The organism is Agrobacterium sp. lyk4-40-TYG-31 (assembly GCF_030209855.1).
Classification (GTDB): domain Bacteria; phylum Pseudomonadota; class Alphaproteobacteria; order Rhizobiales; family Rhizobiaceae; genus Agrobacterium; species Agrobacterium vaccinii.
The window spans coordinates 145,673-172,127 of record NZ_JARVRE010000004.1; the positions used below are offsets into that span (position 1 = coordinate 145,673).

The 26,455-nt window shown below is 57.7% G+C and carries 24 protein-coding genes and 1 pseudogene; 13 read left to right on the top strand and 12 right to left on the bottom strand.

From position 1 onward, the window contains the following. Window positions 1–56: 56 nt before the first annotated feature. The 3 genes from QRN55_RS05995 (at window position 57) to QRN55_RS06005 (ending at window position 3,279) form a co-directional block, all read left to right on the top strand. Window positions 57–881: a creatininase family protein gene (locus tag QRN55_RS05995; protein ID WP_284775671.1), complete on the top strand. Its 825-nt coding sequence runs from the start codon at window positions 57–59 to the stop codon at window positions 879–881. Between the two features lie 78 nt (window positions 882–959). Then, complete coding sequence (locus QRN55_RS06000) at window positions 960–2,075, top strand: CobW family GTP-binding protein (RefSeq protein WP_284775673.1); 1,116 nt, start codon at window positions 960–962, stop codon at window positions 2,073–2,075. 211 nt (window positions 2,076–2,286) lie between these two features. Continuing rightward, a complete protein-coding gene (locus tag QRN55_RS06005) occupies window positions 2,287–3,279 on the top strand; it encodes a WD40 repeat domain-containing protein (RefSeq protein ID WP_284775675.1) in 993 nt (330 codons plus the stop codon). 117 nt (window positions 3,280–3,396) lie between these two features. On the opposite strand, the gene QRN55_RS06010 is transcribed toward QRN55_RS06005, so the two are convergent. Next, window positions 3,397–3,675, bottom strand: coding sequence for a hypothetical protein (locus QRN55_RS06010; RefSeq protein WP_111837527.1), 279 nt, complete (start codon window positions 3,673–3,675; stop codon window positions 3,397–3,399). 260 nt (window positions 3,676–3,935) lie between these two features. Between QRN55_RS06010 and QRN55_RS06015 the strand changes: the two genes are divergently transcribed. After that, entirely contained in the window at window positions 3,936–5,099 is a 1,164-nt protein-coding gene (locus tag QRN55_RS06015; RefSeq protein WP_284775676.1) for a hypothetical protein, read from the top strand. Between the two features lie 13 nt (window positions 5,100–5,112). Here the strand turns inward: QRN55_RS06015 and QRN55_RS06020 are convergent, their stop codons facing one another. Continuing rightward, window positions 5,113–5,799, bottom strand: coding sequence for an OmpW/AlkL family protein (locus QRN55_RS06020; protein ID WP_284775678.1), 687 nt, complete (start codon window positions 5,797–5,799; stop codon window positions 5,113–5,115). 423 nt (window positions 5,800–6,222) lie between these two features. On the opposite strand from QRN55_RS06020, the gene QRN55_RS06025 reads away from it, so the two are divergent. Continuing rightward, a complete protein-coding gene (locus tag QRN55_RS06025) occupies window positions 6,223–8,031 on the top strand; it encodes a methyl-accepting chemotaxis protein (RefSeq protein ID WP_284775679.1) in 1,809 nt (602 codons plus the stop codon). Between the two features lie 16 nt (window positions 8,032–8,047). Here QRN55_RS06025 and QRN55_RS06030 read toward each other — a convergent pair whose 3' ends face one another. Beyond that, window positions 8,048–8,803, bottom strand: coding sequence for a gamma-glutamyl-gamma-aminobutyrate hydrolase family protein (locus QRN55_RS06030; protein ID WP_284775681.1), 756 nt, complete (start codon window positions 8,801–8,803; stop codon window positions 8,048–8,050). 289 nt (window positions 8,804–9,092) lie between these two features. Between QRN55_RS06030 and QRN55_RS06035 the strand changes: the two genes are divergently transcribed. Beyond that, a complete protein-coding gene (locus QRN55_RS06035; protein WP_112498638.1) occupies window positions 9,093–10,199 on the top strand; it encodes a TRAP transporter substrate-binding protein in 1,107 nt (368 codons plus the stop codon). A gap of 380 nt (window positions 10,200–10,579) precedes the next feature. On the opposite strand, the gene QRN55_RS06040 is transcribed toward QRN55_RS06035, so the two are convergent. Together QRN55_RS06040 and QRN55_RS06045 are read right to left on the bottom strand one after the other, a co-directional pair. After that, entirely contained in the window at window positions 10,580–12,082 is a 1,503-nt protein-coding gene (locus QRN55_RS06040) for a TRAP transporter large permease (protein WP_284775684.1), read from the bottom strand. 29 nt (window positions 12,083–12,111) lie between these two features. After that, window positions 12,112–12,651, bottom strand: coding sequence for a TRAP transporter small permease subunit (locus QRN55_RS06045; protein WP_284775686.1), 540 nt, complete (start codon window positions 12,649–12,651; stop codon window positions 12,112–12,114). Window positions 12,652–13,073: 422 nt separating this feature from the next. Between QRN55_RS06045 and QRN55_RS06050 the strand changes: the two genes are divergently transcribed. Next, window positions 13,074–13,298: an aa3-type cytochrome c oxidase subunit IV gene (locus QRN55_RS06050; RefSeq protein ID WP_284775687.1), complete on the top strand. Its 225-nt coding sequence runs from the start codon at window positions 13,074–13,076 to the stop codon at window positions 13,296–13,298. 181 nt (window positions 13,299–13,479) lie between these two features. Beyond that, window positions 13,480–15,324, top strand: a pseudogene (locus QRN55_RS06055) (ABC transporter ATP-binding protein); the annotation flags it as partial. 387 nt (window positions 15,325–15,711) lie between these two features. On the opposite strand, the gene QRN55_RS06060 reads toward QRN55_RS06055, so the two are convergent. The 3 genes from QRN55_RS06060 to rpsU form a co-directional block, all read right to left on the bottom strand. Next, a complete protein-coding gene (locus QRN55_RS06060; RefSeq protein ID WP_111837537.1) occupies window positions 15,712–16,137 on the bottom strand; it encodes a plastocyanin/azurin family copper-binding protein in 426 nt (141 codons plus the stop codon). A 68-nt stretch (window positions 16,138–16,205) separates the two neighbouring features. Beyond that, the gene (locus QRN55_RS06065; RefSeq protein WP_233121940.1) at window positions 16,206–17,030 is read right to left on the bottom strand and encodes a tetratricopeptide repeat protein; all 825 of its coding nucleotides are present in this window, start codon (window positions 17,028–17,030) and stop codon (window positions 16,206–16,208) included. A 182-nt stretch (window positions 17,031–17,212) separates the two neighbouring features. Then, on the bottom strand, window positions 17,213–17,446 hold the full coding sequence (rpsU, locus tag QRN55_RS06070; protein ID WP_111837539.1) for a 30S ribosomal protein S21: 234 nt from the start codon (window positions 17,444–17,446) through the stop codon (window positions 17,213–17,215). 304 nt (window positions 17,447–17,750) lie between these two features. On the opposite strand from rpsU, the gene QRN55_RS06075 reads away from it, so the two are divergent. The 5 genes from QRN55_RS06075 to QRN55_RS06095 are packed head-to-tail and all read left to right on the top strand — an operon-like array spanning window position 17,751 to window position 23,221. Beyond that, a complete protein-coding gene (locus tag QRN55_RS06075) occupies window positions 17,751–19,004 on the top strand; it encodes a sarcosine oxidase subunit beta family protein (protein WP_284775691.1) in 1,254 nt (417 codons plus the stop codon). Next, window positions 19,001–19,408, top strand: a complete 408-nt coding sequence (locus QRN55_RS06080; protein ID WP_284775693.1) for a hypothetical protein — start codon at window positions 19,001–19,003, stop codon at window positions 19,406–19,408. Before QRN55_RS06075 ends, QRN55_RS06080 begins: the two co-directional genes overlap by 4 nt. 9 nt (window positions 19,409–19,417) lie before the next feature. Beyond that, window positions 19,418–19,732 carry a sarcosine oxidase subunit delta gene (locus tag QRN55_RS06085; RefSeq protein ID WP_284775695.1) on the top strand — a complete coding sequence of 105 codons (315 nt, stop codon included), beginning with the start codon at window positions 19,418–19,420 and terminating at the stop codon, window positions 19,730–19,732. After that, a complete protein-coding gene (locus tag QRN55_RS06090; protein WP_284775698.1) occupies window positions 19,729–22,686 on the top strand; it encodes a sarcosine oxidase subunit alpha in 2,958 nt (985 codons plus the stop codon). Before QRN55_RS06085 ends, QRN55_RS06090 begins: the two co-directional genes overlap by 4 nt. Beyond that, complete coding sequence (locus tag QRN55_RS06095) at window positions 22,679–23,221, top strand: sarcosine oxidase subunit gamma (protein ID WP_284775699.1); 543 nt, start codon at window positions 22,679–22,681, stop codon at window positions 23,219–23,221. The genes QRN55_RS06090 and QRN55_RS06095 overlap by 8 nt, the downstream gene beginning before the upstream one ends. A gap of 23 nt (window positions 23,222–23,244) precedes the next feature. Here the strand turns inward: QRN55_RS06095 and QRN55_RS06100 are convergent, their stop codons facing one another. The 4 genes from QRN55_RS06100 to QRN55_RS06115 form a co-directional block, all read right to left on the bottom strand. Then, window positions 23,245–23,877, bottom strand: coding sequence for a LysE family translocator (locus QRN55_RS06100; RefSeq protein ID WP_284775701.1), 633 nt, complete (start codon window positions 23,875–23,877; stop codon window positions 23,245–23,247). A 243-nt stretch (window positions 23,878–24,120) separates the two neighbouring features. Then, window positions 24,121–25,491, bottom strand: a complete 1,371-nt coding sequence (locus tag QRN55_RS06105; RefSeq protein ID WP_284775702.1) for an APC family permease — start codon at window positions 25,489–25,491, stop codon at window positions 24,121–24,123. Window positions 25,492–25,729: 238 nt separating this feature from the next. Beyond that, window positions 25,730–26,209, bottom strand: coding sequence for a type 2 periplasmic-binding domain-containing protein (locus QRN55_RS06110; RefSeq protein ID WP_284775704.1), 480 nt, complete (start codon window positions 26,207–26,209; stop codon window positions 25,730–25,732). Beyond that, entirely contained in the window at window positions 26,158–26,436 is a 279-nt protein-coding gene (locus QRN55_RS06115) for a transporter substrate-binding domain-containing protein (protein WP_284775706.1), read from the bottom strand. Before QRN55_RS06115 ends, QRN55_RS06110 begins: the two co-directional genes overlap by 52 nt. Between the last annotated feature and the right edge of the window lie 19 nt (window positions 26,437–26,455).

A 26,455-nucleotide genomic window follows, 5' to 3' on the forward strand; every position in this document is an offset into this window, starting at 1 on the left:
CACGGAACGGTTATATGTTCTTGTAACACTTAACGAATGCAGGCGCGGATCGCCAGATGTCTGACACATATACGCATATTCACGACAATAACGTAACAGCACCCTCGCAGCCGCAAAATGATGCGATCGTGGTGCTGCCTCTGGGCGCGCATGAGCAGCATGGACCGCACCTGCCATTCGAAACGGATACGCTGATCGTAGAGGGTATTGTCGAGCGCTTGCGACAAGCGCTGCCTGCCGACGCGCACGTTAACTTCCTGCCCGCCGAGCCCGTGGGTTATTCGATCGAACACATGGATGTGCCGGGCACAAAGACGCTCGCCTTCGATGAGGCTGTGCACCGGTGGCTGGCGATTGCAGAGGCGCAGCACAATAAGGGTATCCGCAAATTCCTGATGCTGAACGCCCATGGCGGTAATTCTCCGCTGATGACCATCGTGGCGACCGAGGCGCGTGTGCGTTTTGGCATGCTGGCGGTGGCGACGAGCTGGACGCGGTTCGGCATGCCGGAGGGTGTCGTTTCGCCTGATGATAAAGCCATCGATATTCACGGCGGCGACATCGAGACATCGGTGATGCTGGCGCTGCAGCCGCAACGGGTGCGGATGGACAAGGCCGAAAATTTCCCGTCGAAACAGACGGAGTTTGCAAAGTGTTTCACGCATCTGCGTGCCTACGGGCCGCATGCTTTCGGCTGGCGCATGTCCGACCTCAACCCCCAAGGTGTGGCGGGCAATGCCGCAGCGGCGAGCGCGCAGAAGGGTGAGGCCATCATTGCCCATTCTATCGCCGGTCTGGTGGCGCTTTTGGAGGATGTCAGGGCCTTCGACATGAATTTGCTTGAAAGTACGGATCAAAAAACTTCGGCAGATTCTCTTTGAACTCATTCCGCCAGACGCCTATATGAACGGCAACGCTTTCAAGGCCGCATTGCGGCTCATCTCCTTCAGAGGTTTCTCATGACCGAAGCAGCAACAACCACAAAGCCTATTCCAGTCACCGTGTTGACGGGCTATCTGGGCGCGGGCAAAACCACGCTTCTCAACCGCATCCTGTCTGAAAATCACGGCAAGAAATACGCCGTCATCGTCAATGAATTCGGCGAGATCGGCATCGACAACGATCTGATCGTGGAATCGGACGAAGAAATCTACGAAATGAACAATGGCTGCGTCTGCTGCACCGTGCGCGGCGACCTCATCCGCGTCGTGGAAGGCCTGATGCGCCGCCCGGACCGTTTCGACGGCATCATCGTCGAGACCACCGGCCTTGCCGATCCTGTGCCCGTTGCCCAGACCTTCTTCATGGATGACGATGTGCGCGCCAAGACCGAACTCGACGCCGTGGTGGCGCTAGTGGATGCCAAGCACCTGCCGCTGCGGCTGAAGGACAGCCGCGAAGCCGAAGACCAGATCGCATTTGCCGATGTCGTCATCATCAACAAGACCGACCTTGTGACGCCGGAAGAACTGGCCCGCATCGAAGACATCGTGCGTGCCATCAACCCGTCTGCCCGCATCTACAAGGCGACCCGCTCCGGTGTCGATCTTGCCCGTGTTCTGGATCAGGGTGCGTTCAACCTGGAACGTGCGCTGGAAAACGACCCGCATTTCCTCGATCACGGCCATGAGGACCATGTTTGCGGCCCGGATTGCGACCATGACCACGGACATGATCACCACCACCATGACCACGGGCACGACCATCATGACCATGATCACCACGACCACGATCATGGGCATCATCACCATGGCGAAGTTTCGCCGATCCACGACGTGACCGTTCAGTCTATCTCGCTGCGCGGCGGCGAAATGAATGCCGAACGGTTCTTCCCCTGGATTCAGAAGGTGACGCAGACCGATGGCCCGAACATTCTGCGCCTGAAGGGCATCATCGCCTTTAAGGACGATGCGGAACGTTACGTGGTGCAGGGCGTGCACATGATCATCGAAGGTGATCACCAGCGCGCCTGGAAAGAAGGCGAAAAGCGCGAAAGCCGCCTGGTGTTCATCGGTCGCAATCTGGACCGTGAGAAGCTGGAGAAAAGCTTCAACGCGTGCGTTGCGGCTGCTTGATGCTTAGGCAGTTGCCTTCGTCATCCCGCACTTGATGCGGGATCCAGTGCGATCAAGTCCTTGATCGCAAGAGACTCTTCAAACCGCGCAGACGCGCGGCTGCTGGACCCCGGCTCAAGGCCGGGGTGACGAAAGATTGAACGTCTTGACCAGTCGCTTGCAGCAATCAAAGGCCAACGCGCCTGCTTTACTACGGAAAGACCACTGACCCATGCCCACCGTTGCCCCTCTTGACCTCGAAGGCCACGTCGTCGCGACGCATTTTCTGGGTGATATTCCGCTTTTTGCTACTGCCTCTGGCAATATTCACCGGCTGGATGGCGGGGAGAAGGTTGTGGAGGCGCATAAGGGTCTGCTGACCTGCGTGCGTGATCCACACAGTGCGACGCTTTTGACCGGCGGCGAAGATGGCCGTGTGCTGCGGATCGGTCATGATGGTGCCGTGACGGAGCTTGCGCATGTGCCGCGCAAATGGATCAGCGTCGTTGCCGGTGGTCCGCAGAATGCGGTGGCCTATGGTGTCGGCAAATCCAGTTTTGTGCGGTTGAACGACGGCACCACCAAGGAATTCAAGGAAGAGCGGACGGTGGAGGCGATTGCCTTTGCACCGAAAGGTCTGCGCATTGCCGCAGCCCGCTATAATGGCGTCACCCTGCACTGGGTAGCGAGTGCCGGTGATCCGATCGATCTGGACTGGAAGGGTGCCCATACGGGCGTGACCTTCTCGGCAGATGGAAAGTTTCTGGTGACGACCATGCAGGAAAATGCGCTGCATGGCTGGAAGCTGGACGCGGTCAAGGGTGGCACGGATGCGCGCCACATGCGCATGACCGGCTATCCGGCCAAGGTCAAATCCATCTCGTGGTCGCACAAGGGCAAGTGGCTGGCGTCTTCGGGCGCACCGGCTGCCATCGTCTGGCCCTTCGCGGGCAAGGACGGCCCGATGGGCAAGGCGCCGCTGGAGCTTGGCACCCGCGCCAACATCATGGTCACCAATGTTGCGTTTCACCCGGCGGATGAGGTTCTGGCCATCGGTTTTGCCGATGGCATGATTCTTGGCGTGCGGTTGGCCGACCAGAAGGAGGCGCTGCTGCGTCGTCCGGGCAAGGGGGCGATCACCTCCATGGCGTGGAGCAATACCGGCAATCTGCTCGCCTTTGCGTCCGAAGCAGGCGATTGCGGCATCGTCGACATCACCGTCTGATCCCGAGGGAACGGCCAAAAAAAGGGGAGCTTTTCAGCCCCCCTTCCGCAAGATTTCAGCAGAATGAATTAGCCTTTAGCGCCGTGCGTTAGGTCAGGACGCACGAGGGACAGCACGCTAGTGGCGACGCTTCTTCTTGTTATAACCACCACGGTCGTTATCGTTGTTCAGGGCATCGACCGATGTCTTATTGCCATTGAGAATACCGCTCAGAACACCCGTCTTGTTACCGGACAGGACGTTGCCCACGCCAAGATTGAGGTTCGGCGAGACATTGACGAGGCCGCCCTTGTTGCTGTTGCCGCCGAGAAGGCCGCCGAGCAGACCTCCGGCATGGGCAGGAGCCATGGAAGCAACGGTCAGAGCGACAGTAACACACGCTATTTTAGTCAGCATTTCTCTCTCCTTTGATCTGTAAACATCGCCGTCTGGCGTGTTTTGACAGTACAATTAGGAAAATCTAATGCAAGCATATGCTAATGTTATAATAAACCGTTAATATTAACATATCCAAGTTGATTAAAATGCTTGTTCACTGTGCTCAACGTACTGAAAGGTGGCGGATTTGGCACGGCACCCAGAGGACAGTTCCCCAGACAAAAACTTATTAACCATCTATCTATAAGATATATCTCAATTAGGTTTTGGAGATATTGATGGTTGTGCGCCTTGCTCTCGCGTTGCTGATGTGCAGTGTTTGCGCGCGCGCGGCAAATGGCGAACCCACTGTGACCTATGATGCCGAGACCAGTTACGACACCAATTATTTTGGCGACACCAACCGCGTCGCGGCCATGAGCCTGCGCACGGGCCTTGGCTTTGAGGGCGAGATCGAGCGCGAAGGTACCAAATTCGGCTATTCCTTCCATCATCAGGAGGTTTTCGTTCCCAAATACCGGTTCGCCGATGAGCACAATAGCTGGGTGAACTTTTCCCTCAGTCGTCAAATCTCGGAAAAGCTGGAATGGACTGCGCAGATGCGTGGCACGCGCAGCGATGCTGGCGACATCGATTATATCGATGGCGGTAAAACCTTTGGCTTCCGTCGTCTGGACCATAAGATCGACCTATCGACCGCAGCCACGCTGGATGCGTTGGGCGGGAAGAGCACGCTCACCGCGAGCTATACCAATCTGATGAAGGGAAAGGCGCGTTTACCCCAAGGGTTTGAGACCCGGATCGATGCCAACGAAGCGTTGCTTGGCCTCAAAGCCAGCCACGTCAGGGCGCTTGCCGGTGGGGAGGTCGGGGTAACGTTTGCCTATAATGCCAGCCTGATACCGGAGCGGCAGCGGGAGGCGGACCTCTACCTGCGCTTTCCCGCGACCAACATGCGCGGCTCGCTGGCCTATGGGCGCACGTTCGATGACAGGCTTACGGTTCTTATGGAGGCGGGACTGACGACGATTGCAGGTGATGAGGTCGGCAATCAGGTCAAGCGCACGCGTCCCTATCTGCGTGCGGAAGCGGAGTGGAAGCTCAACGACAGGCTTTCGCTGGGCGCAGCCTATTCAAGGGACTATGCGCTCTACGATATCGATGACCCGCTGGGTGAATACCAGCGCCGCTGGAAGGCTGTGATCAAAACCAAGCCAACGAAATCGCTAACATTCGATCTGGCGGTGGAACGAAGCCACAAGGACTGGATCTTTTACGACTACAACAGCGGCGAAAGACGGCTGGTTGCGACGCTGGGGCTGGATGCCGGGCATGATCGCAGGATAGAAATCGAGTTTGCACGCCTGCTGCATGACGAACTTGACACAGCTGACGCCTATCGCGGCAGCAGTGTCTCGACCCGTTTCAGCGGCAGTTTCTGACCGGAATGCGCGATCAGAATCGGTAGGTGACGCCAGCGCCGATCAGCCATGGATCGAGCTTCGCTTTGCCGCTGACAGGCGTGCCGTTGAGGTCGGCGCTCCATTTTGTTTCGAGGAAGATTTTCTTCACGTCGAAGTTCACGCCCCAGTTCTTTGTCACCATGTAGTCGAAACCGACCTGCAAGGCCGCGCCGAAATCGTTCTTCACATCGAGATTGGTAAAGCCGTTCTTTTCGGACTGGTTGTAGAACAGCGAGTAATTCAAACCCGCACCGACATAGGGCTTGAAGGCGCCGAAGTTGGTAAAATGGTATTGCAAAGTCACGGTCGGGGGCAGAAGCCATGTCTTGCCGACATCGATATCGCCGATGGAACCGGTGGTTTTGATCTTGGAGAAGGTCGTGCCCAGTATGAGTTCGGCGGCGATATTATCGGTGAAGAAATAGCTGACGTCGAATTCGGGAATGGCCGTGTCCGAGTAGGCAAGGCCAGCACCTGCGACACCATCTATCGAACCGCTATCATGAGTGACGACTCCGAGGCCACGCACGCGCAGCATCCATGGGCTGGACGCAGCAATCGCTTCTGCTGCCGTGGGCGCAGGTGCAAAGGGCGCGAGGTCTGCGGCGTTAGGGGCCGCTGGCAGCGACAGGCAAAGGCTGGTTGCCAGCAAGGTGACGGTGCGGAATTCGGCGAACATGTCTCTCTCCTTGGTCAATCCAGAGAGGCGCTTTGGACTTCTTTTCATAAAGCAAATCCGCAGGCCGCATCTCTTTGTGGCCAATAAGCACGGGCGAAAGCGGTGTGATTTGAGACAGATCAAATGTGAAAGTAAAAACAGAGCGTGAAAGCAGGAATTTCGACCGTCTGTATTTTAGATAATTAGACTATGTTAATCATTATGTGTCTCAGAAAATATTAATCAAAAATATACGTGTATAGTAAATGCTCTGTAAAAACACAGTCTTTGCAGATTTGCACGACCTGTCCCTGAGATGAACTCGGGTGGAATACATCATGAGCATTCTGGCAGACCTTTACGACGGTGCTGCCATCGTCAACACACCACGCCGCACATCGGCGCGCTCGAAATTCCCCCGTCCTTCTTTCTGGATCGCTCGCCATGAAACTCACTATCTCGGCCATCGTTACCGCCAGCGGCGTAGCACTCGCAACCGGCATCACGTTGACGTTGCTGATGGGTGCCTACGCACTCGACACGCTGAAGGTGAATGGGCCGATCTATCAGGAGATCATCGACAGCAAAGACCTGATTGCTGACATCCTGCCGCCACCGCTCTATCTGATCGAGACCTATGCTCTGACCAATGAGAGCGCGCTTGACGGTGGCAGGCTTGCGAAGAATGTCGAGCGGATCGAAGTTCTCAAAGGGCAGTATCAGGAGCGTCGCGAATACTGGAAGACGACGACGCTTCCCGATGCGCTGAAGGAGAAATTGCAGAATGACGTGCTGATCAAGGGCGATGCGTTCTGGAAGCTGCTGGATACCGACACGCTGCCAGCCCTGCAATCCAAAGACCCTGCCCGGATCACCGCATCGCTGCCGGCGCTGAGCGCCAGCTTTCACGCGCATGAAGATGCCGTGAACCAGCTTGTGGATATGGGCACGATATACGGCAAGCAGAAGGAAGTTGATGCGGCAGCGCAGACCTCGTTCCTGCAAAACACCAATTACACGCTGGGCGGCCTTCTGATCGTTCTCTCCATCGCCGCCACTATTTTCCTGCGACGCCGGGCCATTGCGCCAATCAACGAGATTACCGGCTCCATGACGCGCATGGCGGGTGGCAATCTGGACGATGCGCCACCGCATTTGCAACGGCACGATGAAATCGGCGCGATGGCCCGCGCACTCTCCATTTTCCGGGATGCCGGTCTGGCCAAGTGCCAGCTCGAAGATGAGGCAGAGCAGTCCCGCATTGCCAGCAACCAAGAGCGCGAAACGCGTGAGAAGGAGCGCATAGCCGAAGCGGACGCCCTGCGCTTTGCTATTGAGCAACTGGGCCGCGGTCTCAACAACCTGTCCAATTGCGATCTTCGCTTTACGCTGGAGCGGCAATTCGACGCCAAATTCGAGACGCTTCGTGGCGATTTCAACGCCACCGTCACACGGTTGCAAACCACGCTCGGCACGATCATGCATGAGGCTGACCACCTGCGCCAGCAGGGGCAGGAAATGAACGGTGCCGCCAACGACCTTGCCCGCCGCACCGAGCAGCAGGCGGCCGCGCTGGAAGAAACGGCGGCGGCGCTGGAAGAGGTGGCCACCACGGTCAAGACCTCGACGGCGCGGGTCAACGACACGCGCGACCTGGTCAAGGAGGCGCGCCGCTCCACATCGCAATCCTCCGATGTCGTCGGTGAAGCGATTGCCGCCATGCAGCGCATCGAAACCGCAGCCAGTGAAATCAAGTCTATTGTCAGCACCATCGACGAGATCGCGTTCCAGACCAACCTGCTGGCCTTGAATGCGGGCGTGGAAGCAGCCCGTGCCGGAGACGCTGGCAAGGGATTTGCGGTTGTGGCACAAGAAGTGCGGGAACTTGCCCAACGTTCTGCCAAAGCCGCCCGCGAAATTCGCGACCTCATCGGAAAATCGGGCGAGCAGGTGGAAAGCGGCGTGAAGCTGGTGCAATCCACCGGCAGCGCGCTGACCCAGATCGAAGATTTCGTCTGCCGCATCGACGCCAATGTCGACAGCATTGCCACCGGCGCGCGCGAACAATCCACGGGGCTTCAGGAAATCAGCACCAGCGTCAACACGCTGGACCAGATGACCCAGCAGAACGCAGCGATGGTGGAGGAAACCAACGCGGTCAGCAAGACGATTGCTGACGCTACATTATCTCTGTCCGCCATGGTCGGCCAGTTCCAGCTGGAACCCGGGACCGCCACGCGACAGGCTGCATAACTGGCCGGTACTGTCCTCAAGCCTTGGTTAATTGATAGGCTCGGACTGCATCGCCAAAAGCCTCGAATAGCGCGCGGGACGGGGCATCCGTCTGCGCCCAGTATTCCGGGTGCCATTGGACGCCGACGGCAAAGTCTTTGGCATCGATGACCGAGACGGCTTCGATGGTGCCATCCTCAGCCGTTGCCTCCACCTGAAGCCCGGGGGCGGTTTCCGCGATGGCCTGGCGGTGCAGGGAGTTGATCTGCACCTCGCCTGTTAAGCCGAGATGCTGGGCAATGCAGGAGCCCTCTCGGACAAAGACGGGCTGGCGAATGGCAAATGCCTTATCGCGGTCGATATCGTCAGGTTTGCGGTGGTCCCAGATGCCGGGCTGTTCCTGAATTTCGCTGGCGAGCGTGCCACCCAGCGCGACGTTGAGTTCCTGAATGCCGCGACATATGGCCAGCATCGGAATGCCGCGATCAATGGCGCGACGGATGAGCGGCAGGCTCGTGGCGTCACGGCCGGGGTCGAAAGGGCCATCGCTCTCTTTGGCTTCGATGCCGTAAAGGGATGGGTGAACGTTGGTGGCAGATCCGGAAACCAACAGCCCATCCACCCGGTCGAGAATGGCATCCACATCGTTTCCAGCCTCGAAGGCGGGGACGATAAAGGACATGACATCGGCCACTTTCAAGGCGGCGGCGAGATACTGCGTTTGTGCCGCGTGCCACTCCGCGCCATCGAGATGGCGAATATCGGCGGGAATGGCGATGATGGGCTTGGACATGACGGCTCCGGCGTGAATCTGCTGCCTGTTTTGAAACCGCAAAACCTGTTCGTCAAGCGCTCCGATCCAGCAAAATCGCGCGCCGCCTTCGCCTAAAGTATAGGGACGCTGCTGTATATTTCGATTGATTAAAAATATTGATCTGAACTGCCCGACAACAGGGCTTCCCGGGCATTTTATTCTTGGCTGTCCTGCTTGTCAGTGGCCCGGGCTCGTGCTTTCCTCTCGCTATGCCAGATAGCGGAGGGGAAATCGGCTATTGGCGAGCTTCATATCTGGGAGGATATTTATGGATCGTCGTTCATTCATCAAAAAAGGTGCGGTTTCCGGTGCGGGCGTGGCCGCCGCAACCGTTCTGGCCGCACCCGCCATCGCGCAACAGGCTGGCAAAGTCACGTGGCGGCTGACATCGTCATTCCCGAAATCGCTCGACACGATTTTCGGCGGCGCGCAGGACATCGCCAACCACGTCAGTGCCGCGACTGATGGCAACTTCAACATCCAGATTTTTGCCGCTGGCGAAATCGTTCCCGGCCTTCAGGCGGCAGATGCCGTGTCGTCCGGCACGGTCGAAATGTGCCACACTTGCTCCTATTACTATGTCGGCAAAGACCCGACCTTCGCCATCGGCACAGCCATTCCGTTCGGTCTCAATGCGCGCCTGACGAATTCTTGGTTCTATGAGGGCAATGGCAACAAGCTGCTCAACGAGTTCTACGCCAAGCACAATCTCTACGGCATGATTTCAGGCAACACGGGCGTGCAGATGGGTGGCTGGTTCCGCAAGGAAATCAACACCGTCGAAGACTTCAAGGGCGTGAAAATGCGCATTGCCGGTCTGGCTGGCAAGGTGGTCGAAAAGCTTGGCGTGGTGCCGCAGCAGATTGCCGGTGGCGACATCTATCCGGCACTGGAAAAGGGCACGATTGACGCTGCGGAATGGGTGGGACCCTATGACGACCACAAACTGGGCTTCCAGAAGGTCGCAAAATACTACTACTATCCGGCCTTCTGGGAAGGCGGCCCTGTCATTCATTCCTTCGTTAATCTGGACAAGTGGAACAGCCTGCCGAAACAATATCAGGCCGTCTTGCAAGATGCCTGCGCCTTCGCCAACACCAATATGATGGCTAAATACGACGCCAAAAACCCGACCGCGATCAAGCAGATCGTGGCAGAAGGCGCAACGCTGCGCCCCTTCAGTCAGGATATTCTGGATGCCTGCTATAAGGCCGCGCTGGAAGTCTACGCTGAAATCTCCGCCGTCAATCCTGACTTCAAGAAGGTCTATGAAGATCAAGTGGCTTTCAAACGCGAAGGGTATCTGTGGATGCAGCTCGCGGAATACACATTCGATACCTTCATGATGATCCAGCAGCGTAACGGCAAGCTCTGAACGACACCAACCGCAGGTGAGACTCGAACCCGGATCGAAAGGTCCGGGTTTTTGCGCTTTATAGTTGAAATTCGCTCGACAAAGTCAGTGGGCAATTTATGATAACAGCGTTCAGAGCAAAAGCAGCTCACGTCCTACCAGCAGGACGTATCGGCGGAGACGGGCCCCGCCGACCGTGGTAACGGCCTTGCTCTCGAATCGTGGAGGTGATGCGATGTGGAAACCACTGAGCATTACGTTTTTGATTAGGAAAAACCGGACAGGCTGGTCATTGACTGTCCGGCTCAATTTCTAGCAAGAACAAACGGAAGGCGGGGGTGCAACCCTGCCTTCCACTTCACCAATATAATACATCAGTCCACACGCATCAAGTGTTTCCCTTAAGGACCGATCTTCGGTGGCTCGTTGAGATTTGGTATGCCGGGCAATCCGTTTCCGCCCGGTTGGGCCGGTGCGCCGTCCATCGGCGGCAGGCCGAAATTAGGCATGGTATTACCGCCGCCATTGCCGAAGGCGGGGACTTCGATCTTGATGGTGTTGAGATCGACCTGCGGTGTCTTGTCCAGCCAGTAGGTAACGGATTCGGGCCAGAAGATGACAATGGCGACGAGGATGAGCTGCATGCCCAGCCATGGGATCGCGCCCATGTAGATATCGGAAGTCTTGACGCTACGCGGTGCGATGGAGCGCAAGTAGAAGAGCGCAAAGCCAAAGGGCGGGTGCATGAAGCTGGTCTGCATGTTGATGCAGATGAGGACGCCGAACCAGATAAGATCGATGCCGAGCGATTGGGCAATCGGGGCAAGCATCGGGATGACGATGAAGGCAATCTCGAAGAAATCGAGGAAGAAGGCTAGGAAGAAGATGAAGATGTTGACGAAGATCAGGAAGCCGATGGGGCCGCCTGGAATTCCCGACAGCATGTGTTCGATCCACAACGAACCATCCATGCCCTGAAAGACAAGGCTGAAGCATGTCGCGCCGACCAGAATGAACACCACCATCGAGGTGATGTGCATGGTGGAATGCATGCCCTGCTTGACGAGATCCCAGGTGAGGCGACGATGAGCAGCGGCCAGCGCCATGGCGCCGACAACGCCGAGCGCGCCCGCTTCCGTTGGTGTCGCAAGGCCCATGAAGATGGTGCCGAGCACGAGGAAGATCAACACGATGGAGGGAACCATGCCCGCCAGCACCTTGAACACCAGAGCGCGGTTCAACTCTCCGCGCGCTTCCGGCGGCAGGGCGGGCAGGTCCTTTGGTCGCAGCTTCGACATGACGAAGATAAACAGGATGAAGATCGTCACCTGCAGGATCGAAGGACCGATAGCCCCGAGATACATATCGCCGACGGACTTACCGAGCTGGTCTGCGAGAACGATAAGCACCAGCGAAGGCGGGATGACCTGCGTGATGGTGCCGGATGCGGCGATGACGCCGGTGGCGAGGCGCGGATTATAGCCGTATTTCAACATGATGGGCAGGGATATGACGCCCATGGTGATGACCGAGGCCGCAACCGTGCCGGTGATGGCACCAAGGATGGCGCCGACGAGAATGACGGCATAGGCGAGGCCGCCGGGAATGGCGCCAAATAGCTTGCCGGTGCCTTCCAGCAGGTCTTCGGCAAGGCCACATCGCTCCAGAATGGCACCCATGAAGGTAAAGAACGGAATGGCCAGCAGAAGATCGTTGGAGATGATGCCGAAAATACGAAGCGGCAGGGCTTGCAGGAAAGCAGGCGAAAAATGCTCCGTAAAAATGCCGATGACGCCGAACAGAAGTCCGACGGAGGCAAGGGAGAAGGCCACGGGGAAGCCGTAGAGCATGAAAATGATCATGCCCAGGAACATCAGCGGCGGCAGAATACCGTATTCGAACATGGAAATATCCTTAGCGATCAGCGCCTGAGTTACTGGAGCGGTTTTTCGTATTTGGTGTCGAGCTGATAGAGCCCGTTCAGCGCGCCGATGCGCTTCACCAGTTCGGATATTCCCTGAAGGACGAGCAGGGCAAAGCCCGCAAAGATGATGAACTTCACCGGCCAGCGAATGAGGCCACCGGCATTGGACGACACTTCGTTCTGGGCCAGCGAAAGCGTGAACATCGGCCAGCTGAGCCACGCCAGGAAGAAGCAGGCGGGCAGCAGGAAGAGGGTTATGCCGATGATGTCGACCCAGAGCCGCGTGCGGGCCGAGATCGCGCCATAGATGATGTCCACGCGCACATGCTCATTCATCCGCAGCGTGTAGGACGCGCCGACCAGAACGATGAAGGCGAACATGTACCACTGGATTTCCAGCCAGCCATTGGAGCTGTAGTTGAAGACATAGCGAACGATGGCGTTGCCAGCGCTGACGAGGCAGCAGATCAGGACAAGATAGCCTGCAAACTTGCCCATCGTCTCACTGAACCAGTCAATAAGGGCGCTTAGTTTTAGAAGAGCCGTCATTTTTTCCCCTCCTCGATCCCTTTGCGGGTTAATGCGCAGAATCCGTCCGTGCCGTTCCCTGATGGCGATGCTTTCGCTTGCCTTGCGAATGCTTCGGACGTCCTCCCCACTATTTCGTGTAGGAGTTGGTTTTACGAAATGCAACTGGGATAGCGCTTTGCACCGTGTAAAGAGGCGCTTTGGCAAGAATTGCTGGCGCGTCTGTTGCTTGGCTGCACTGTTTTCGACCCGTAGACCACAAGTCTAGCGGCGGTGAAAATGCATCCAATGCGGTGCAAGAGCGCGGGCACGGTCCGTTGCGTTTTTCATCGGTTCCATGTAGGTCTTGGCATTGGAGCATTCTGCACTGTTTCGCCCTGTGAGGAAAACGCCGTGGGCGTTTGGTAACGGGCGGAAATCTGGGTAATTGAAGGGGAAATGGCATGAGCGAACACCACACGGGTCCAGTCGAAGTCGGCGCGCCGATGAATTATCCCGAGCACGAAAAGACCTATGACGGTTTTCTGACTGCTGCCAAATACGGCACGATGATGGTGATCGTGCTGATGATCGCTATGGCGGTCGGCTTCTTTACCACCGGCGGCTTTTTCGGTGGCCTTCTGGTATTCCTGATCCTGAATGTCGCGGGATTTGTTCTGCTGCGTTGATCGCCTCTGGCACGGCGGAGCGTTCCTGCGCCGTGCTTACCCATCGATCCTGGATCGCTGCTACGGCGGGAAACTTTCCTACAATCTGCGTTAAAGGGTTTGCGATCACCGCAATCCATGGTTCAATGTTGGCTGTTACTGATACAGCCACCATTCTTTTCCAGTGTTACTGCAGAGCGCCATGGCTTTTTCAGACTTCGCTTACCGGCCCTTTGAGCGGCTGATCCGACCGCTCGACATTCCCTACAGACCCATCCCATCGAAAGGGCCCTTTCACCTGCTTTTGCACTTCGTGCGGATGTTTCGGGGCGTGCTCCTCGCGATTTCGGTTTTCGCGATGCTGATGGAAGCGACCAATCTTTTTCTGATCTGGAGCTTTTCGGCCATTGTCGACGGTGTCACCGCCAAGGGTGCGGCGGCATTTCTGCAAAGCGAGTGGCCGTTGCTGACCATCATGGTCGTCTTGCTGTTTCCGGTGCAGCCGCTGCTTTCCTTTATGGCCAACACGCTGACGTCGCAAACGGTCGCTGTGTGCATGCCCGCTGCCATTCAGTGGCAGGGGCACAAGGCGGTCGAGCGTCAGGATCTCGGCTTCTTCCATGATCTTTTTGCGGGCCAGGTCGCTTCGCGTCTATCGCAGGCGGCATCCGCGGTGCAGCAGCAGGTGACTGTCGCATTCTACTCGATACCTTATTTCCTCGTGCAGTTCGTAGGTTCGCTTGTGCTGCTGAGCACTGTGGCATGGCCTTTGGCGCTGCCGGTCCTTGTCTGGATCGTCGCCAGTATTGCGATTGCCGTTCTGGCCGTGCCGAAGTTTTCGGAGCTTGCACGCCGCTCTGCCAAGAAGCGCAGTCTGCTGGTGGGGTCCATGACCGATCTCTACAGCAACATTCAGATGGTGAAACAGTTCGCGGCGGAAGACAGCGAAGCCGGGGCTCTGCGGAATGTCTTTACCGAGGTCATCGATACCCAGCACCGCGAGCGACGGGTCTATCTGACGACCAGCACCGCCATTCTTCTCCTCAACGTCGTCCTGTGGATTGCAATGCTGAGTATCGGCTTTTGGGGCATTGTCGATGGCTTCGTGACGACGGGCCAGTTTGCGGGCTCGATCTACCTGACCCAGCGGCTTTCCGCCAATGCCCGGGCGTTTTTGGAAATGGGTCAGCAAATCTTTCAGGCTATCGGCACGATCAAGGATGCGATGCCGGTTATGACCACACCGCCAACGATCGTTGATGCGCCGGACGCAAAGCCGCTTGTCGTGGCGCGCGGCGAGATCAGTTTCGAGCATGTCCATTTTGCCTATCGCGCCGAAAAGACCGTGATCGATTATCTGACGCTGAAAGTGGCGGCGGGCGAAAAGGTAGGTTTGGTGGGTCTTTCCGGTGCAGGCAAGACGACGCTGGTCAATCTGCTCTTGCGATTTTACGAGCCGGGGCAGGGCAATATCAGCATTGACGGACAAAGCATTCGGTCGGTGACGCAGGCCAGCCTGCGCGAAAACATTGGTGTCATCTCACAGGACGTTTCGCTGCTGCACCGATCCGTTGGAGACAATATTCGCTATGGCAGGCCGGATGCCTCCCATGAGGAGATTGCTACGGCGGCGAGGGCAGCACAGGCCGACGGCTTTATTGCGGACCTTGCCGATAGCGAGGGACGGCGCGGTTACGATGCCTTCGTCGGTGACAGGGGCGTCAAGCTTTCCGGCGGTCAGCGCCAGCGCGTGGCAATTGCACGCGTGCTGTTGAAAGACGCGCCGATCCTTATTCTCGATGAGGCGACATCCGCGCTCGACAGCGAATCCGAGGCGGCAATCCAGGAAAAGCTGGAGATGCTTATGACGGGCAAAACGGTGATCGCCATCGCCCACCGCCTGTCCACCATCGCCCGGATGGACAGGATCGTGGTGCTGGATAAGGGTCGCATCGTTGAAGAGGGGGCGCCAACAGCGCTGTTGGCACAAGGCGGGCTTTATGCGCGCCTATGGCAGCGACAAACGGGTGGCTATATTGGCGATGAGGATAGCGCAGTGGAACCGGTTTTAAGGCCTGACAGCTCTCTGCGAGTTGATGAGCTTCCTGATCCCACCGATCGCGATGCCATAGTGGCGTTCGCGCTCTCATTTAATGGATATCAGCATTTCGGATCTTTCAACGCGGCGTCCGATGCTGCGCAGGCTAGCAAGCGTCAGACTCTTGTTGATCTTCGCAACGAGCTGTTCATGGCGTTTCGCGGTTCAAATCATCGCATGGATGATGATTTTCTGGAAACGTACAGAGCGTTGCTGCCTTTGTTCGAGCATGCGATAGCCCGCAACAATGGCGGGGACGCTGACTAAGGCACGACTCTTGGTTTCGGAGGGTGGCTTCAGGCCGTAGCGGGCCTGAAGCGCCGTTGTTTGTGATGATTACTTCGTCACCGTCAAGGCGGCGTGCATACCAGCCTGATAATGACCCTTGATGTTGCAGAGAAGCACATAGGAGCCGGGGGTGAGCTTTGCTTTGAGCTGGCCGTCTGCACCGGGTTTCAGTTCGGAGACCTCGCCCATGCTCTTCAGCTTTTTCTCGTCGATGCGGTTTTTTCCAGCGACGACGTCCAGTTTCTCATTGGGAGACTTGAGTTTCACCAGAACCATCTCGTGCTCTTCCGACATCGCGTCATTATGGACGTGGAAGGTTGTCTCGCCAGCCTTGATGGTGGATTGGTCGAGGGTGAGCGTCATGGGGCCACCGGCTTCGCCGCCTTCAACGACCTTGACGACTGTTGCGGCATAGCTCTGCGACGCCATCATCAGGATGGCGGCGGCGGCGAGTGTGGTGCGTAAGTGTTTCATGTCATGACCTTTCCACGTTAGACGTGGAGAGGTAAGCGGCCTTGCTGACATGAACCTGAACGGGTCTGTTAAGACGCGCTGCCACCGCGAGTACGTGCCAGACCATCAACGGCTGGCTTGTATTTGGGGTCGAGACGGGCGGCGTGGCCGTAGGATTTGGCGGCCTTGTCTCTTTCGCCACGGCGCTCATAGACCAGCGCCTGGTTTGCCCAGGACTCGGCAAGGTCGCCGTCGAGAGCAATGGCGTGGTTGAAGTCAGCGAAGGCGTTTTCATCGTCGTTCATCGCGACGTAGGAAATGCCACGGCCATTGTATGGCTCAGGCGAGTTCGGCGAGAGCGAGATCGCTTTCGAGAAGTCCTCGATGGCTTGGGTGTGCTGATTGCGCAGCTGGTAGATCAGGCCGCGATTGTGCCATGCGCGACCATCCGTCGTGTCCAGATTGATGGCGGCGGAGAAGTCGTTGAAGGCTTCGTTGACGCGACCGGTCTGGCGGTAAAGATTGCCGCGACCGATGAGGGCGACATCATAGCTGGGATTGATCTGCAGCGCCGAATTATAGTCCTGAAGTGCCAGTTGCTGCTGGCCGCTGTTGCGGTACACCAGCGCACGGTTAGCATAGGCCTGATAGAAGCGCGGATTGAGCTGCAAGGCGCGCTCGAAATCGGCGATGGCACGCTTGCTGTCGCCTGAGCGACCATAGGCGGAGCCACGAACGTTGTAGCCTTCCGGGTCTTGCGGATTTGCGTTGATGACCGATGTCAGCGAACTGATGTTTTCCTGCGACCCCTGTGCGCGGTCGAGCTGGAATACGTCGCTTGTCTGGGTGGTGGTGGCGCAACCGGACAGGGTTACAAGCACGCCGCATACAATTAGGGAGGACCAAAGCCGCATATTTTTTCTCTGAGATACGCCGCTTGGGATTACAAACGGATTTATAGAATCACGGGTATCAACAGCGTTCATACGATTTGGGTTCCCTCTACCAAGCCCGTTCCAAGATCATAAACTCAAAGAGCGGTGGCGAAAATATCGCCCCCGCCCCCTAAGCATTCAAAAACGTCTAAAAAACGGCCTTAAGCCCGGCCGGCTGGGCGTGGGCCTGCAATCAGACCTTCGCGCTGCATACGCTTGCGGGCCAGCTTGCGAACGCGGCGAACAGCTTCAGCCTTTTCGCGGGCGCGCTTCTGGGACGGCTTTTCGTAAAAATCACGCATCTTCATTTCGCGGAAAATGCCTTCGCGCTGCATCTTTTTCTTAAGAGCTCGAAGTGCCTGATCAACGTTGTTGTCGCGGACTAGTACCTGCACGTGAATCCCGTTCCTTTGGTTGGTTATTTTTGCCGTGTGAATTATGGCATTCGCAAGCAAACAAAAAATCGTTCGGTTGGCCGAGCGGCCACGCGATTGGTGAGCTACAATATCAGATCGTTACCCTAAAGTCCACCCGTTAACTGTTTAAAGCCTTAAAAAGCAAAGATAGAAGCGTTCTAAGGGCCTATGTCGAAACAATATGTCGCCGCGTCGCAAAATGAACATTGCGGTGCTTTTTGATTTGCGATGTGTATGTTTCTGCCGGAGCAGTCCAGCCGGTTTTCCAAGGAGTGGTTCGCGAATGCGCAAATTTTCGGTTTTTGCCGTGGCTCGCGAGGCCTTGCGTGCGCACAAGGGATGGGAGGCGCAGTGGGCTTCTCCCGAGCCGCGCAAGGAATACGACGTCATCATCATCGGCGGTGGCGGGCATGGGCTGGGTGCTGCCTATTATCTGGCCAAGGAACACGGCATTACCAACATCGCGGTGCTGGAAAAAGGCTGGATCGGCGGCGGCAATACCGGGCGCAACACCACCATCATCCGCTCCAACTATCTCTATGAAGAGAGCATGGATATTTACGAGCATTCCCTGAAACTTTGGGAAGGCTTGAGCCAGGACCTCAATTACAACGTCATGTATTCGGCGCGCGGCGTGATGATGCTGTCGCACAATGTGCACGACCAGCAGAGCTTCAAGCGACATATCAATGCCAACCGTCTCTATGGCATCGACAATGAATGGCTGACGCCAGAAGAGGCCAAGGCCTACTGTCCGCCGCTCGATATTTCCGCCAATGCGCGATACGCCATCAATGGTGCGGCCCTTCAGCGGCGTGGTGGCACGGCGCGGCATGATGCGGTGGCCTGGGGTTATGCCCGTGGGGCCTCGGATCGCGGTGTTCACATCATCCAGAACTGTGAGGTGACGGCTATCCGTCGCGGGCCGGATGGTGCGGTGACGGGCGTGGAGACGAACAGGGGCTTTATCGGTGCAAAGAAGATCGGCGTTTCCGCAGCCGGGCATTCCTCCGTCATCATGAACATGGCCGATGTGCGGGTGCCGCTCGCGTCCAACCCGTTGCAGGCGCTGGTATCTGAGCCGCTCAAGCCGATTTTTCCCTGCGTGGTCATGTCCAACACGGTGCATGCGTATATCTCGCAATCCGACAAAGGCGAGTTGGTGATTGGTGCTGGCACGGACCAGTATAACTCCTATTCCCAGACCGGCGGTTTGCAGATCATCACCCACACGCTGGATGCGATTTGCGAGCTGTTCCCGATTTTCCGCCGCGTGAAGATGATGCGGCAATGGGGCGGCATTACCGACAACACGCCTGACAGGTCTGCCATTCAGAGCGTGACGCCGGTACCGAACCTTTTCGTCAATTGTGGGTGGGGCACGGGCGGGTTCAAGGCCACGCCGGGCTCTGCGCATCTGTTTGCGCATCTGATTGCGCGCGGTGAGCCTCACAAGCTGGCCGAAGGGCTTAACCTGGAGCGGTTCCGCTCGGGACGGCTGATCGATGAGGCGGCGGCTGCGGCGGTGGCGCATTGAGGGCGGCAGCGGCCATTCTTGTGGCTGCTTTTGCAGCCTCGCCATCGCAGGCCAACAAGCTTGTGCTGGAAGAGAAGGATTTCCGCATGCAGACGATCCGCAAGGCACAGGGCGAGACGAACTGGCCGTTTGAGGCAAACGAAGGAAGGCTGCTTTGCGCGCCCATCATCGGCGACAGGGCTGTCTACTTCGTCGGGACGAAGGAGGATGGCGGGCAGGAGGAGCCTGTCGCACTCAGCGTCAACCCAATGTTGATGTCGATCATCAATATGGGCAAGGCCAAGATATTCCGCGACTTCACGACGATCGATGAACTGATGAACAGGCTTTACCCCTATATTACCATGGGAAAGCGCCTGTGTGACCAACCCGCCGGAACCATCGTTCCGGAAAGCTCTCTTTGAGGCGAAAACATGCTGCTGATCCGTTGTCCCTATTGTGAAGAAGAGCGTTCCGAGCTGGAATTTCGCTGGGCTGGGGAGGCGCATATTGCGCGGCCCGAAAATATCTCCACCATTTCCGATGAAGCGTTCGCCGAATATTTCTTCATGCGCGACAATGACAAGGGCATGGTGTTCGAGCGCTGGCGGCATATTCATGGCTGCGGGCGGTTCTTCAATGCCGCGCGCCATTCGGTAACCGACAAGATCCACCTGACCTACAAGGCCGGTGAGCCAAAGCCGGATGAGGCCACCGTTATGGCCGGCCATGAAGGAGCGGCACGATGAGCGGCGCCTATCGCATCAAAGGCGCTGGCCGCCTGACGCCTGCGCGCACCGCGCGCTTTACCTTCGATGGCAAGATCCATACGGCGCTTCAGGGCGACACGGTTGCCTCGGCACTTCTGGCCGATGGCGTGCATCTGATTGGCCGCTCGTTCAAATATCACCGTCCGCGCGGATTTCTCTCCGCCGGGCCGGAAGAGCCGAACGCGCTGATCGACGTTTCGCGTGATAGCAGCCGCAAGCAGCCGAATGTGCGCGCCACGGTGCAGGAAGTGTTCGATGGGGCTGTTGTCTCTTCGCAGAACCGCTTTCCGTCGCTGTCCTTCGATGTGGGTGCGGTGAACGATGTCCTGTCGCCGATGTTTGTGGCGGGCTTCTACTATAAGACCTTCATGTGGCCGAAGGCTGCGTGGGACAAGCTGTATGAGCCGATCATCCGCCGCGCCGCAGGTCTGGGCAATGCGCCAAAGGAAGGTGACACTGATCATTATGCCAGCCGCTATGCCCATTGCGACATGCTGGTGGCAGGTGGCGGCGTGGCCGGTCTGACGGCGGCGCTGGCTGCGGCAAAGACGGGCGCGAAGGTCATTCTGGCTGATGAGAACCCGGAGGTTGGCGGTGCGCTTCGCTTCGATACCGGCACGACCATCGACGGTTTGAACGGCTATAAGTGGGCGCAGAAGGTCTTTGCCGAGTTGAAGGCCATGCCGAATGTTGAGGTGCTGACGCGCACGACTGTGTTCGGTTACTACAACCACAATTTTATCGGCCTTGCCGAGCGGGTTACCGACCATCTTGCGACACCGGGACATGCGCCACGCGAGCGGCTGTGGCAGGTGCGGGCTAGGAAGGTGGTGCTGGCGACCGGTGCCATCGAGCGGCATATGGTGTTTGCCAATAATGACCGCCCCGGCATTATGCTCGCCTCTGCTGCGCGCACCTATCTCAACCAGTACGGTGTGACCGTGGGCCACAATGTGGGTGTCTATACCGCCCATGATTCCGCTTACGAAACCGCTTTCGATCTGAAGCGGGCAGGGGTGGCGATTGCGGCCATCGTGGATTGCCGCGCCAACCCGGATGCCAGGCTTCTGGACGAGGCGCGGGCGCTGGGCATCGAGGTGCTGGCGGGCCATAGCGTTTACAATACAGCCGGGCGTCTGCGGGTGTCTTCCATCACGGTGGGGCGCAATGGTGGGTCTTCCAAGCGCAAGATCAAGGTGGATGCGCTCATCGTGTCCGCTGGTTGGACGCCATCCGTGCATCTGTTTTCGCAATCTCGTGGCAAACTGAGATATGATGCGGAAAACCAGCGTTTTCTGCCGGATGTGCATGTGCAGGATTGCGTCTCCATCGGCGCCTGCAACGGCACGGATGATCTTGATGACCTGATTGCCGAGGCGGCAGCCGCCGGTGGCGGCACGGCTGAGTTTTCTGCCAGCAATGCGCATACGTGGACCGGCGGCATGATCGGGGCTGCGGATGGAGCGGGCGAAGGCGACAACGTCAAGGCCTTCATCGATTTCCAGCACGATGTCTGCGCCAAGGATATCCGCCTTGCCGTGCGCGAAGGCATGCACTCCATCGAGCATATCAAACGCTTCACCACCAACGGCATGGCGTCGGATCAGGGCAAAATGTCCAACATGCATGGTCTGGCCATTGCGTCCGAAGCCTTGGGCCGCCCGCTGCCGACCGTGGGGCTGACGACGTTCCGCGCGCCCTATACGCCTGTGACTTTCGGCACGCTGGTGGGCCATTCGCGCGGCAAGCTGTTCGATCCTGCCCGCAAGACGCCGATGCATGCGCTGGAAGAAGCCGCCGGTGCAGCCTTCGAGGACGTGGGCAACTGGAAGCGCGCTTGGTTCTACCCGCGCGCCGGTGAAGACATGCATCAGGCCGTGAACCGTGAGTGCAAGACGGTGCGTGAAACCGTGGGCGTGTTCGATGCCTCAACGCTCGGCAAGATCGAGGTTGTCGGGCCGGATGCAGCAAAATTCCTCAACCTGCTCTATACCAATGCCTGGGACACGCTGAAGCCGGGTCGCTGCCGCTATGGCATCATGACCCGCGAAGATGGCTTCGTTTACGATGACGGTGTTGTCGGGCGTCTGGCCGAAGACCGGTTCCATGTGACGACGACGACCGGCGGTGCGCCGCGCGTGCTGCACCATATGGAAGACTATCTCCAGACGGAATTCCCTGACCTCAATGTCTGGCTGACATCCGCCACCGAACAATGGGCTGTCATTGCCGTGCAGGGGCCCAGGGCGCGTGAGGTGATTGCGCCGCTGGTGGAGGGCATCGATCTTTCGCCCGACGCCTTCCCTCATATGGCCATTGCCGAGGGCAAGATTTGCGGCGTGCCGACGCGGCTGTTCCGCGTGTCCTTTACCGGCGAACTCGGTTTCGAAATCAACGTGCCCGCCGATTTTGGTCCCGCCGTTTGGAAGGAAATTGCAGAGCGGGCGCAAGCCGTCGGGGGTTGCCTCTATGGCACCGAGACCATGCATATTCTGCGCGCCGAAAAGGGCTACATCATCGTGGGGCAAGATACCGATGGCACAGTGACGCCTGACGATGCCGGGCTTGGTTGGGCGGTGTCCAAGAAGAAGACGGATTTCGTCGGCATTCGCGGCTTGCAGCGCCCAGACCTCACGCGTGAAGCTCGCAAGCAACTCGTGGGCCTCCTGCCGAAAAATCCGCATGATGTGCCGGAAGAGGGCGGACAGATCGTGGCCGACCCGAACCAGCCGAAACCGATGACCATGCTGGGGCATGTGACCTCATCCTACTGGTCCGAAAATCTTGACCGCTCCATCGCCTTCGGCCTGGTGGCCGGTGGCCGGGCGCGGATGGGTGAGACGCTCTATATTCCCTTGGCCGACAAGACGATTGCAGTTGAGGTGACGGACATGGTGTTCTTCGACAAGGAAGGAGGCCGCATCAATGGCTGATCTGGCAAACCGCACATTGGTTCTGGAAGGCGCCCGCGCCGGTTCCGCAACAGTCTCCATCAAGATGGCAGCGCCCGCTTACCGGCTGTCGCTGCGGGCAAAGGCGGATGCTGTCAGTGAGCTTTCTCAGGCGCTGGATATCCGCCTGCCGCAGACGCCCAAGACGTCCACCACCTCTGGCCTGCGCGCAGCGTTGTGGCTGGGGCCAGACGAATGGCTCGTCATCGACCAGGGTGAAAGCAACCTGCTCGACGCCTGCGCCACCGTCTCCACCCCCCACTCTGCCACGGATGTCTCCCACCGCAACGTGGCCATGACGGTTTCAGGTGAAGGTGCGGAAGCCACGCTGAACGCTGGCTGCCCGCAAGCTCTCTCGCTCAATGCCTTCCCCGTCGGCGCATGTTCGCGCACGCTGTTTGGCAAGGCAGAAGTGGTGATTTCGCGCGTGGCGGAGGATACGTTCCGGGTGGAGTGCTGGCGCTCTTTTGCGGATTATGTGTTCGGCTTGCTGGAAGAAGGCGCTCGGGATGCGTGAGAGAACGCCCTCTTAGGGTGTTTTCAGTTTCTCGTGCCGAGTGCCAGACGGCATGCAAGCCCGGCAAACACGGTTGCCAGCAAATATTGCGGCAATTTGGGAAAACGGCTGATTGCGGACAAGCGGTTGCGGATGCTGGTGCCCAACAGAATGACCGTGCCATTCACCACAAAACCCACGCCGTTCAGAATGCTGGCAAGCACCACCGTCTGAACGAGCATTGAACTGCCAGTCGGATCAATGAATTGCGGGAAAAGAGCCAGCACGAACAGCGCCATTTTGGGATTGAGAATATTGGTCGCCAGACCCTCGCTGAAAATCCGTTTCCCCGACAATTTCTTCAGACCTGCCGATGGCGCAAAAGCGGAGCTTTGTGACCGAAGTGTCTTGTACGCCAGATAAAGCAGATAGGCGCAGCCCGCCCAGCGCAGGATCTCATAGGCAATGGGAACATTCACAAACAGCTGGGAAAGGCCAAGTGCGGCAGCGATTGCGTGGCAATAGGTGCCCGCAGCTATTCCGGCATAGGTCAGAAAACCCGCAGACCGGCCCTGGCTGACACTGCGCGAAGCAATCAGCAACATATCGGGACCGGGCGTCGCCGTCAGAACGAGAGCTGCGGCGGAAAAAAGCATGAGCGTGGAAAAGTCCGGCATAATATTTCCTTTTGAAATGGGAGCCGGAATTCCGATGTATCATTGTTGCGGGGGATTGCAACTGTACTTTGCAACGTCTGTGATTTTTCGCGTGGATTACCCCACCTCCGTCATTCCGGCCCTGAGCCAAAACCCAGCAGCCGCGCGTCTGCGCGGAAGAATAGTCTTTTGACCTGACGCACGTCACGTCGCTGGACCCCGGCTCAGGGCCGGGGTGACGGGGCGGCGGAGTGTGGGTGCCTCTTAAGCCGCCTTCTCCTGCATGCGCATGTAACCGATCGTCGCCAGCCACAACAACACCCCGATAAACAGCAGCACGCCTGCAATCGAATACTGCACCGGGTCGCGGCCCGTCCATGGGCCGACGAGGAAGAAGCAGCTAATAGCGCCGATGATGGGCAGAATTGTCGGGGTGCGGAAATGCTTGTGCTCCACTTTGTCCTTGCGCAGCACCAGCACCGCGACATTGACGATGGTGAAAACGCCGAGCAGGAGCAGCGCCGTGGTGCCGCCCAGCGCCGGGACGCCGCCTGCGAAGGCAATGAGGCCGATGGCGATGAGAGAGGTGAAGATGATGGCGATGTAGGGTGTCTGGCGGCCCTTGTGGACTTTTCCGAGTGCCGGGGGCAGCACGCCTTCGCGGCTCATGCCGTAGATCAGGCGGCTGGCCATCATCATGTTGATGAGCGCGGAATTGGCGACGGCGAACATGGTGATAACGCCGAAAATGCCGATGGGGAAGTTGGGTGCGCCTGCCGCAATGACTTTCAGCAGAGGCGTTTCGCCTTCGCCCAGCTCTGCTGCGGGAACCAGCGTGATGGCAGAGATGGCAACCAGTATGTAGATGACGCCGGTGATCGCGAGGCCGCCGAGCAGCACCTTCGGGAAGATGCGGGCCGGCTGCTTGCATTCCTCGGCCATGTTGACCGAATCCTCAAAGCCCACCATGGCGAAGAAGGCAAGCGTCGTGGCCGCGACCACCGACCAGATGACACCGTGTTCGCCCGCAGGCTCGAATGTCCAGACGCGAGACACATCGCCCTGACCATTGCCGATGGCCCAGAAGCCGATGCCGATGATGATGAGCAGGCCGGTGAGTTCCACCACCGTCAGCACGACATTCATCTTCACGCTTTCGCCCACGCCCCGGAAATTGATGAGTGCGATGGCTGCGATGAAGGCGATGGCGACACCCGTGACACCGAAGGCACCGAAATCGAACCCGGTGACGGTGGTGAAATTCGCGGCAAAAGCGCGTGAGGCGGTGGAGGCAGAGGTGACCCCCGACGACATGACGGTGAAGGCGACGAGAAAGGTGATGAAATGCACGCCGAAAGCCTTGTGCGTATAAAGCGCTGCACCGGCTGCTTTTGGGTATTTCGTGACGAGTTCCAGATAGGAGCAGGCGGTGAGAAGAGCGACGCCGAAGGCGATGAGGAAGGGTAGCCAGACGACGCCACCAACTTCTGCGGCCACTTGGCCGGTCAGCGCGTAGATGCCGGTGCCGAGGATATCACCCACGATGAACAGCAGCAGAAGCCCCGGCCCGATCACGCGTCTGAGTTCGGTTGTCGGCTCTGCGGAATTGTCAGGTTTGGTAATATTTTGTGCCATTGAATTGTCCCCCTCAAGGCGTGTAGCCATCAACGCGTGACCTCGGGGACGGGTTCCCGCTGTGGGCGAACAAAAGGTTGCGCGCAATGCATGTTAGCCACGGGTGGAATTGGGTGAAGCTAATCGCGTATATGTCCTAGAAATAGCACATCTTGCGATGCAAGGTTCATGTAGACACGTATCAGCAGATTCAAGCGCTTTGCTGGAACCATGTTGAAAACGTAGTGCTGGTTGAGCTTCAAATTAACCCTGGTCGATGTAGCGCAATCATGTCTATATCCGCATCGGTAAAACCGTGGTTTCGCATCATCTTTCGGTGTTCATCCGAACCGAGGTATTGCGTCAAAGCTGCGTCGACTGCATCTTTCAGCTCGCTGTCTGATTGACGAAAGCCAAATGCACCGAAAGCGGCGGCTCTTTCCTTTACGGGGACGGGGATGACGTCCAGATTGGTATTTATATGTTGCTTGAGATATCCTTGATGCGCCATGGCAACGCTCGCATAGGCATCGACCCGGCCTTCAAGGACGGCGTTTGCGGCCTCATCATATGTTGCGTTTAAAACGATACGGTCTTCCGGAATACCAGCGGCAAGCGCTGCTTTGTGCTGAACCTGTATCGCAGTCAGCTTGTATTCCGCGTTTGTAGCAATGGAGGCGTATCCGCTCAGCTGTTCGGGATTTCCCTTGCGAACGAGCAGCCATCGGACAGTGCCCATATCGGGCGGCTGAATGTGGCTATTTTTCTGCGCTCAGGTGTGTCGAACAGGCCTGTCGTCATATCCCAACGGTGCTGCTCCAAGCCAGAGAGCAGATTTGAAAATTCCGTCTCGATGAATTCGACGTTTTCAATACCGGCCATCGACAGAACTGTTCGGGCCAGTTCCACATCACTGCCGGTCACAACGCCTTGCTTATTGCGGTAGTTGAACGGCGGCTCGATCAAATAAGCGAACTTCATAAAT

What these genes read in the sequence shown, in the direction of transcription:
- QRN55_RS06000 (WP_284775673.1), top strand. Translation starts at nt 960, where the DNA reads ATGACCGAAGCAGCAACAACCACAAAGCCTATTCCAGTCACCGTGTTG.
- QRN55_RS06035 (WP_112498638.1), top strand. Translation starts at nt 9,093, where the DNA reads ATGGATCGTCGTTCATTCATCAAAAAAGGTGCGGTTTCCGGTGCGGGC.
- QRN55_RS06075 (WP_284775691.1), top strand. Translation starts at nt 17,751, where the DNA reads ATGCGCAAATTTTCGGTTTTTGCCGTGGCTCGCGAGGCCTTGCGTGCG.
- QRN55_RS06030 (WP_284775681.1), bottom strand. Translation starts at nt 8,803, where the DNA reads ATGTCCAAGCCCATCATCGCCATTCCCGCCGATATTCGCCATCTCGAT.
- QRN55_RS06040 (WP_284775684.1), bottom strand. Translation starts at nt 12,082, where the DNA reads ATGTTCGAATACGGTATTCTGCCGCCGCTGATGTTCCTGGGCATGATC.
- QRN55_RS06005 (WP_284775675.1), top strand. Translation starts at nt 2,287, where the DNA reads ATGCCCACCGTTGCCCCTCTTGACCTCGAAGGCCACGTCGTCGCGACG.
- QRN55_RS06065 (WP_233121940.1), bottom strand. Translation starts at nt 17,030, where the DNA reads ATGCGGCTTTGGTCCTCCCTAATTGTATGCGGCGTGCTTGTAACCCTG.
- QRN55_RS06085 (WP_284775695.1), top strand. Translation starts at nt 19,418, where the DNA reads ATGCTGCTGATCCGTTGTCCCTATTGTGAAGAAGAGCGTTCCGAGCTG.
- QRN55_RS06045 (WP_284775686.1), bottom strand. Translation starts at nt 12,651, where the DNA reads ATGACGGCTCTTCTAAAACTAAGCGCCCTTATTGACTGGTTCAGTGAG.
- QRN55_RS06110 (WP_284775704.1), bottom strand. Translation starts at nt 26,209, where the DNA reads ATGGGCACTGTCCGATGGCTGCTCGTTCGCAAGGGAAATCCCGAACAG.
- QRN55_RS06090 (WP_284775698.1), top strand. Translation starts at nt 19,729, where the DNA reads ATGAGCGGCGCCTATCGCATCAAAGGCGCTGGCCGCCTGACGCCTGCG.
- QRN55_RS06100 (WP_284775701.1), bottom strand. Translation starts at nt 23,877, where the DNA reads ATGCCGGACTTTTCCACGCTCATGCTTTTTTCCGCCGCAGCTCTCGTT.
- QRN55_RS06020 (WP_284775678.1), bottom strand. Translation starts at nt 5,799, where the DNA reads ATGTTCGCCGAATTCCGCACCGTCACCTTGCTGGCAACCAGCCTTTGC.
- QRN55_RS06050 (WP_284775687.1), top strand. Translation starts at nt 13,074, where the DNA reads ATGAGCGAACACCACACGGGTCCAGTCGAAGTCGGCGCGCCGATGAAT.
- QRN55_RS06015 (WP_284775676.1), top strand. Translation starts at nt 3,936, where the DNA reads ATGGTTGTGCGCCTTGCTCTCGCGTTGCTGATGTGCAGTGTTTGCGCG.
- QRN55_RS06105 (WP_284775702.1), bottom strand. Translation starts at nt 25,491, where the DNA reads ATGGCACAAAATATTACCAAACCTGACAATTCCGCAGAGCCGACAACC.
- QRN55_RS05995 (WP_284775671.1), top strand. Translation starts at nt 57, where the DNA reads ATGTCTGACACATATACGCATATTCACGACAATAACGTAACAGCACCC.
- QRN55_RS06060 (WP_111837537.1), bottom strand. Translation starts at nt 16,137, where the DNA reads ATGAAACACTTACGCACCACACTCGCCGCCGCCGCCATCCTGATGATG.
- QRN55_RS06025 (WP_284775679.1), top strand. Translation starts at nt 6,223, where the DNA reads ATGAAACTCACTATCTCGGCCATCGTTACCGCCAGCGGCGTAGCACTC.
- QRN55_RS06095 (WP_284775699.1), top strand. Translation starts at nt 22,679, where the DNA reads ATGGCTGATCTGGCAAACCGCACATTGGTTCTGGAAGGCGCCCGCGCC.
- QRN55_RS06010 (WP_111837527.1), bottom strand. Translation starts at nt 3,675, where the DNA reads ATGCTGACTAAAATAGCGTGTGTTACTGTCGCTCTGACCGTTGCTTCC.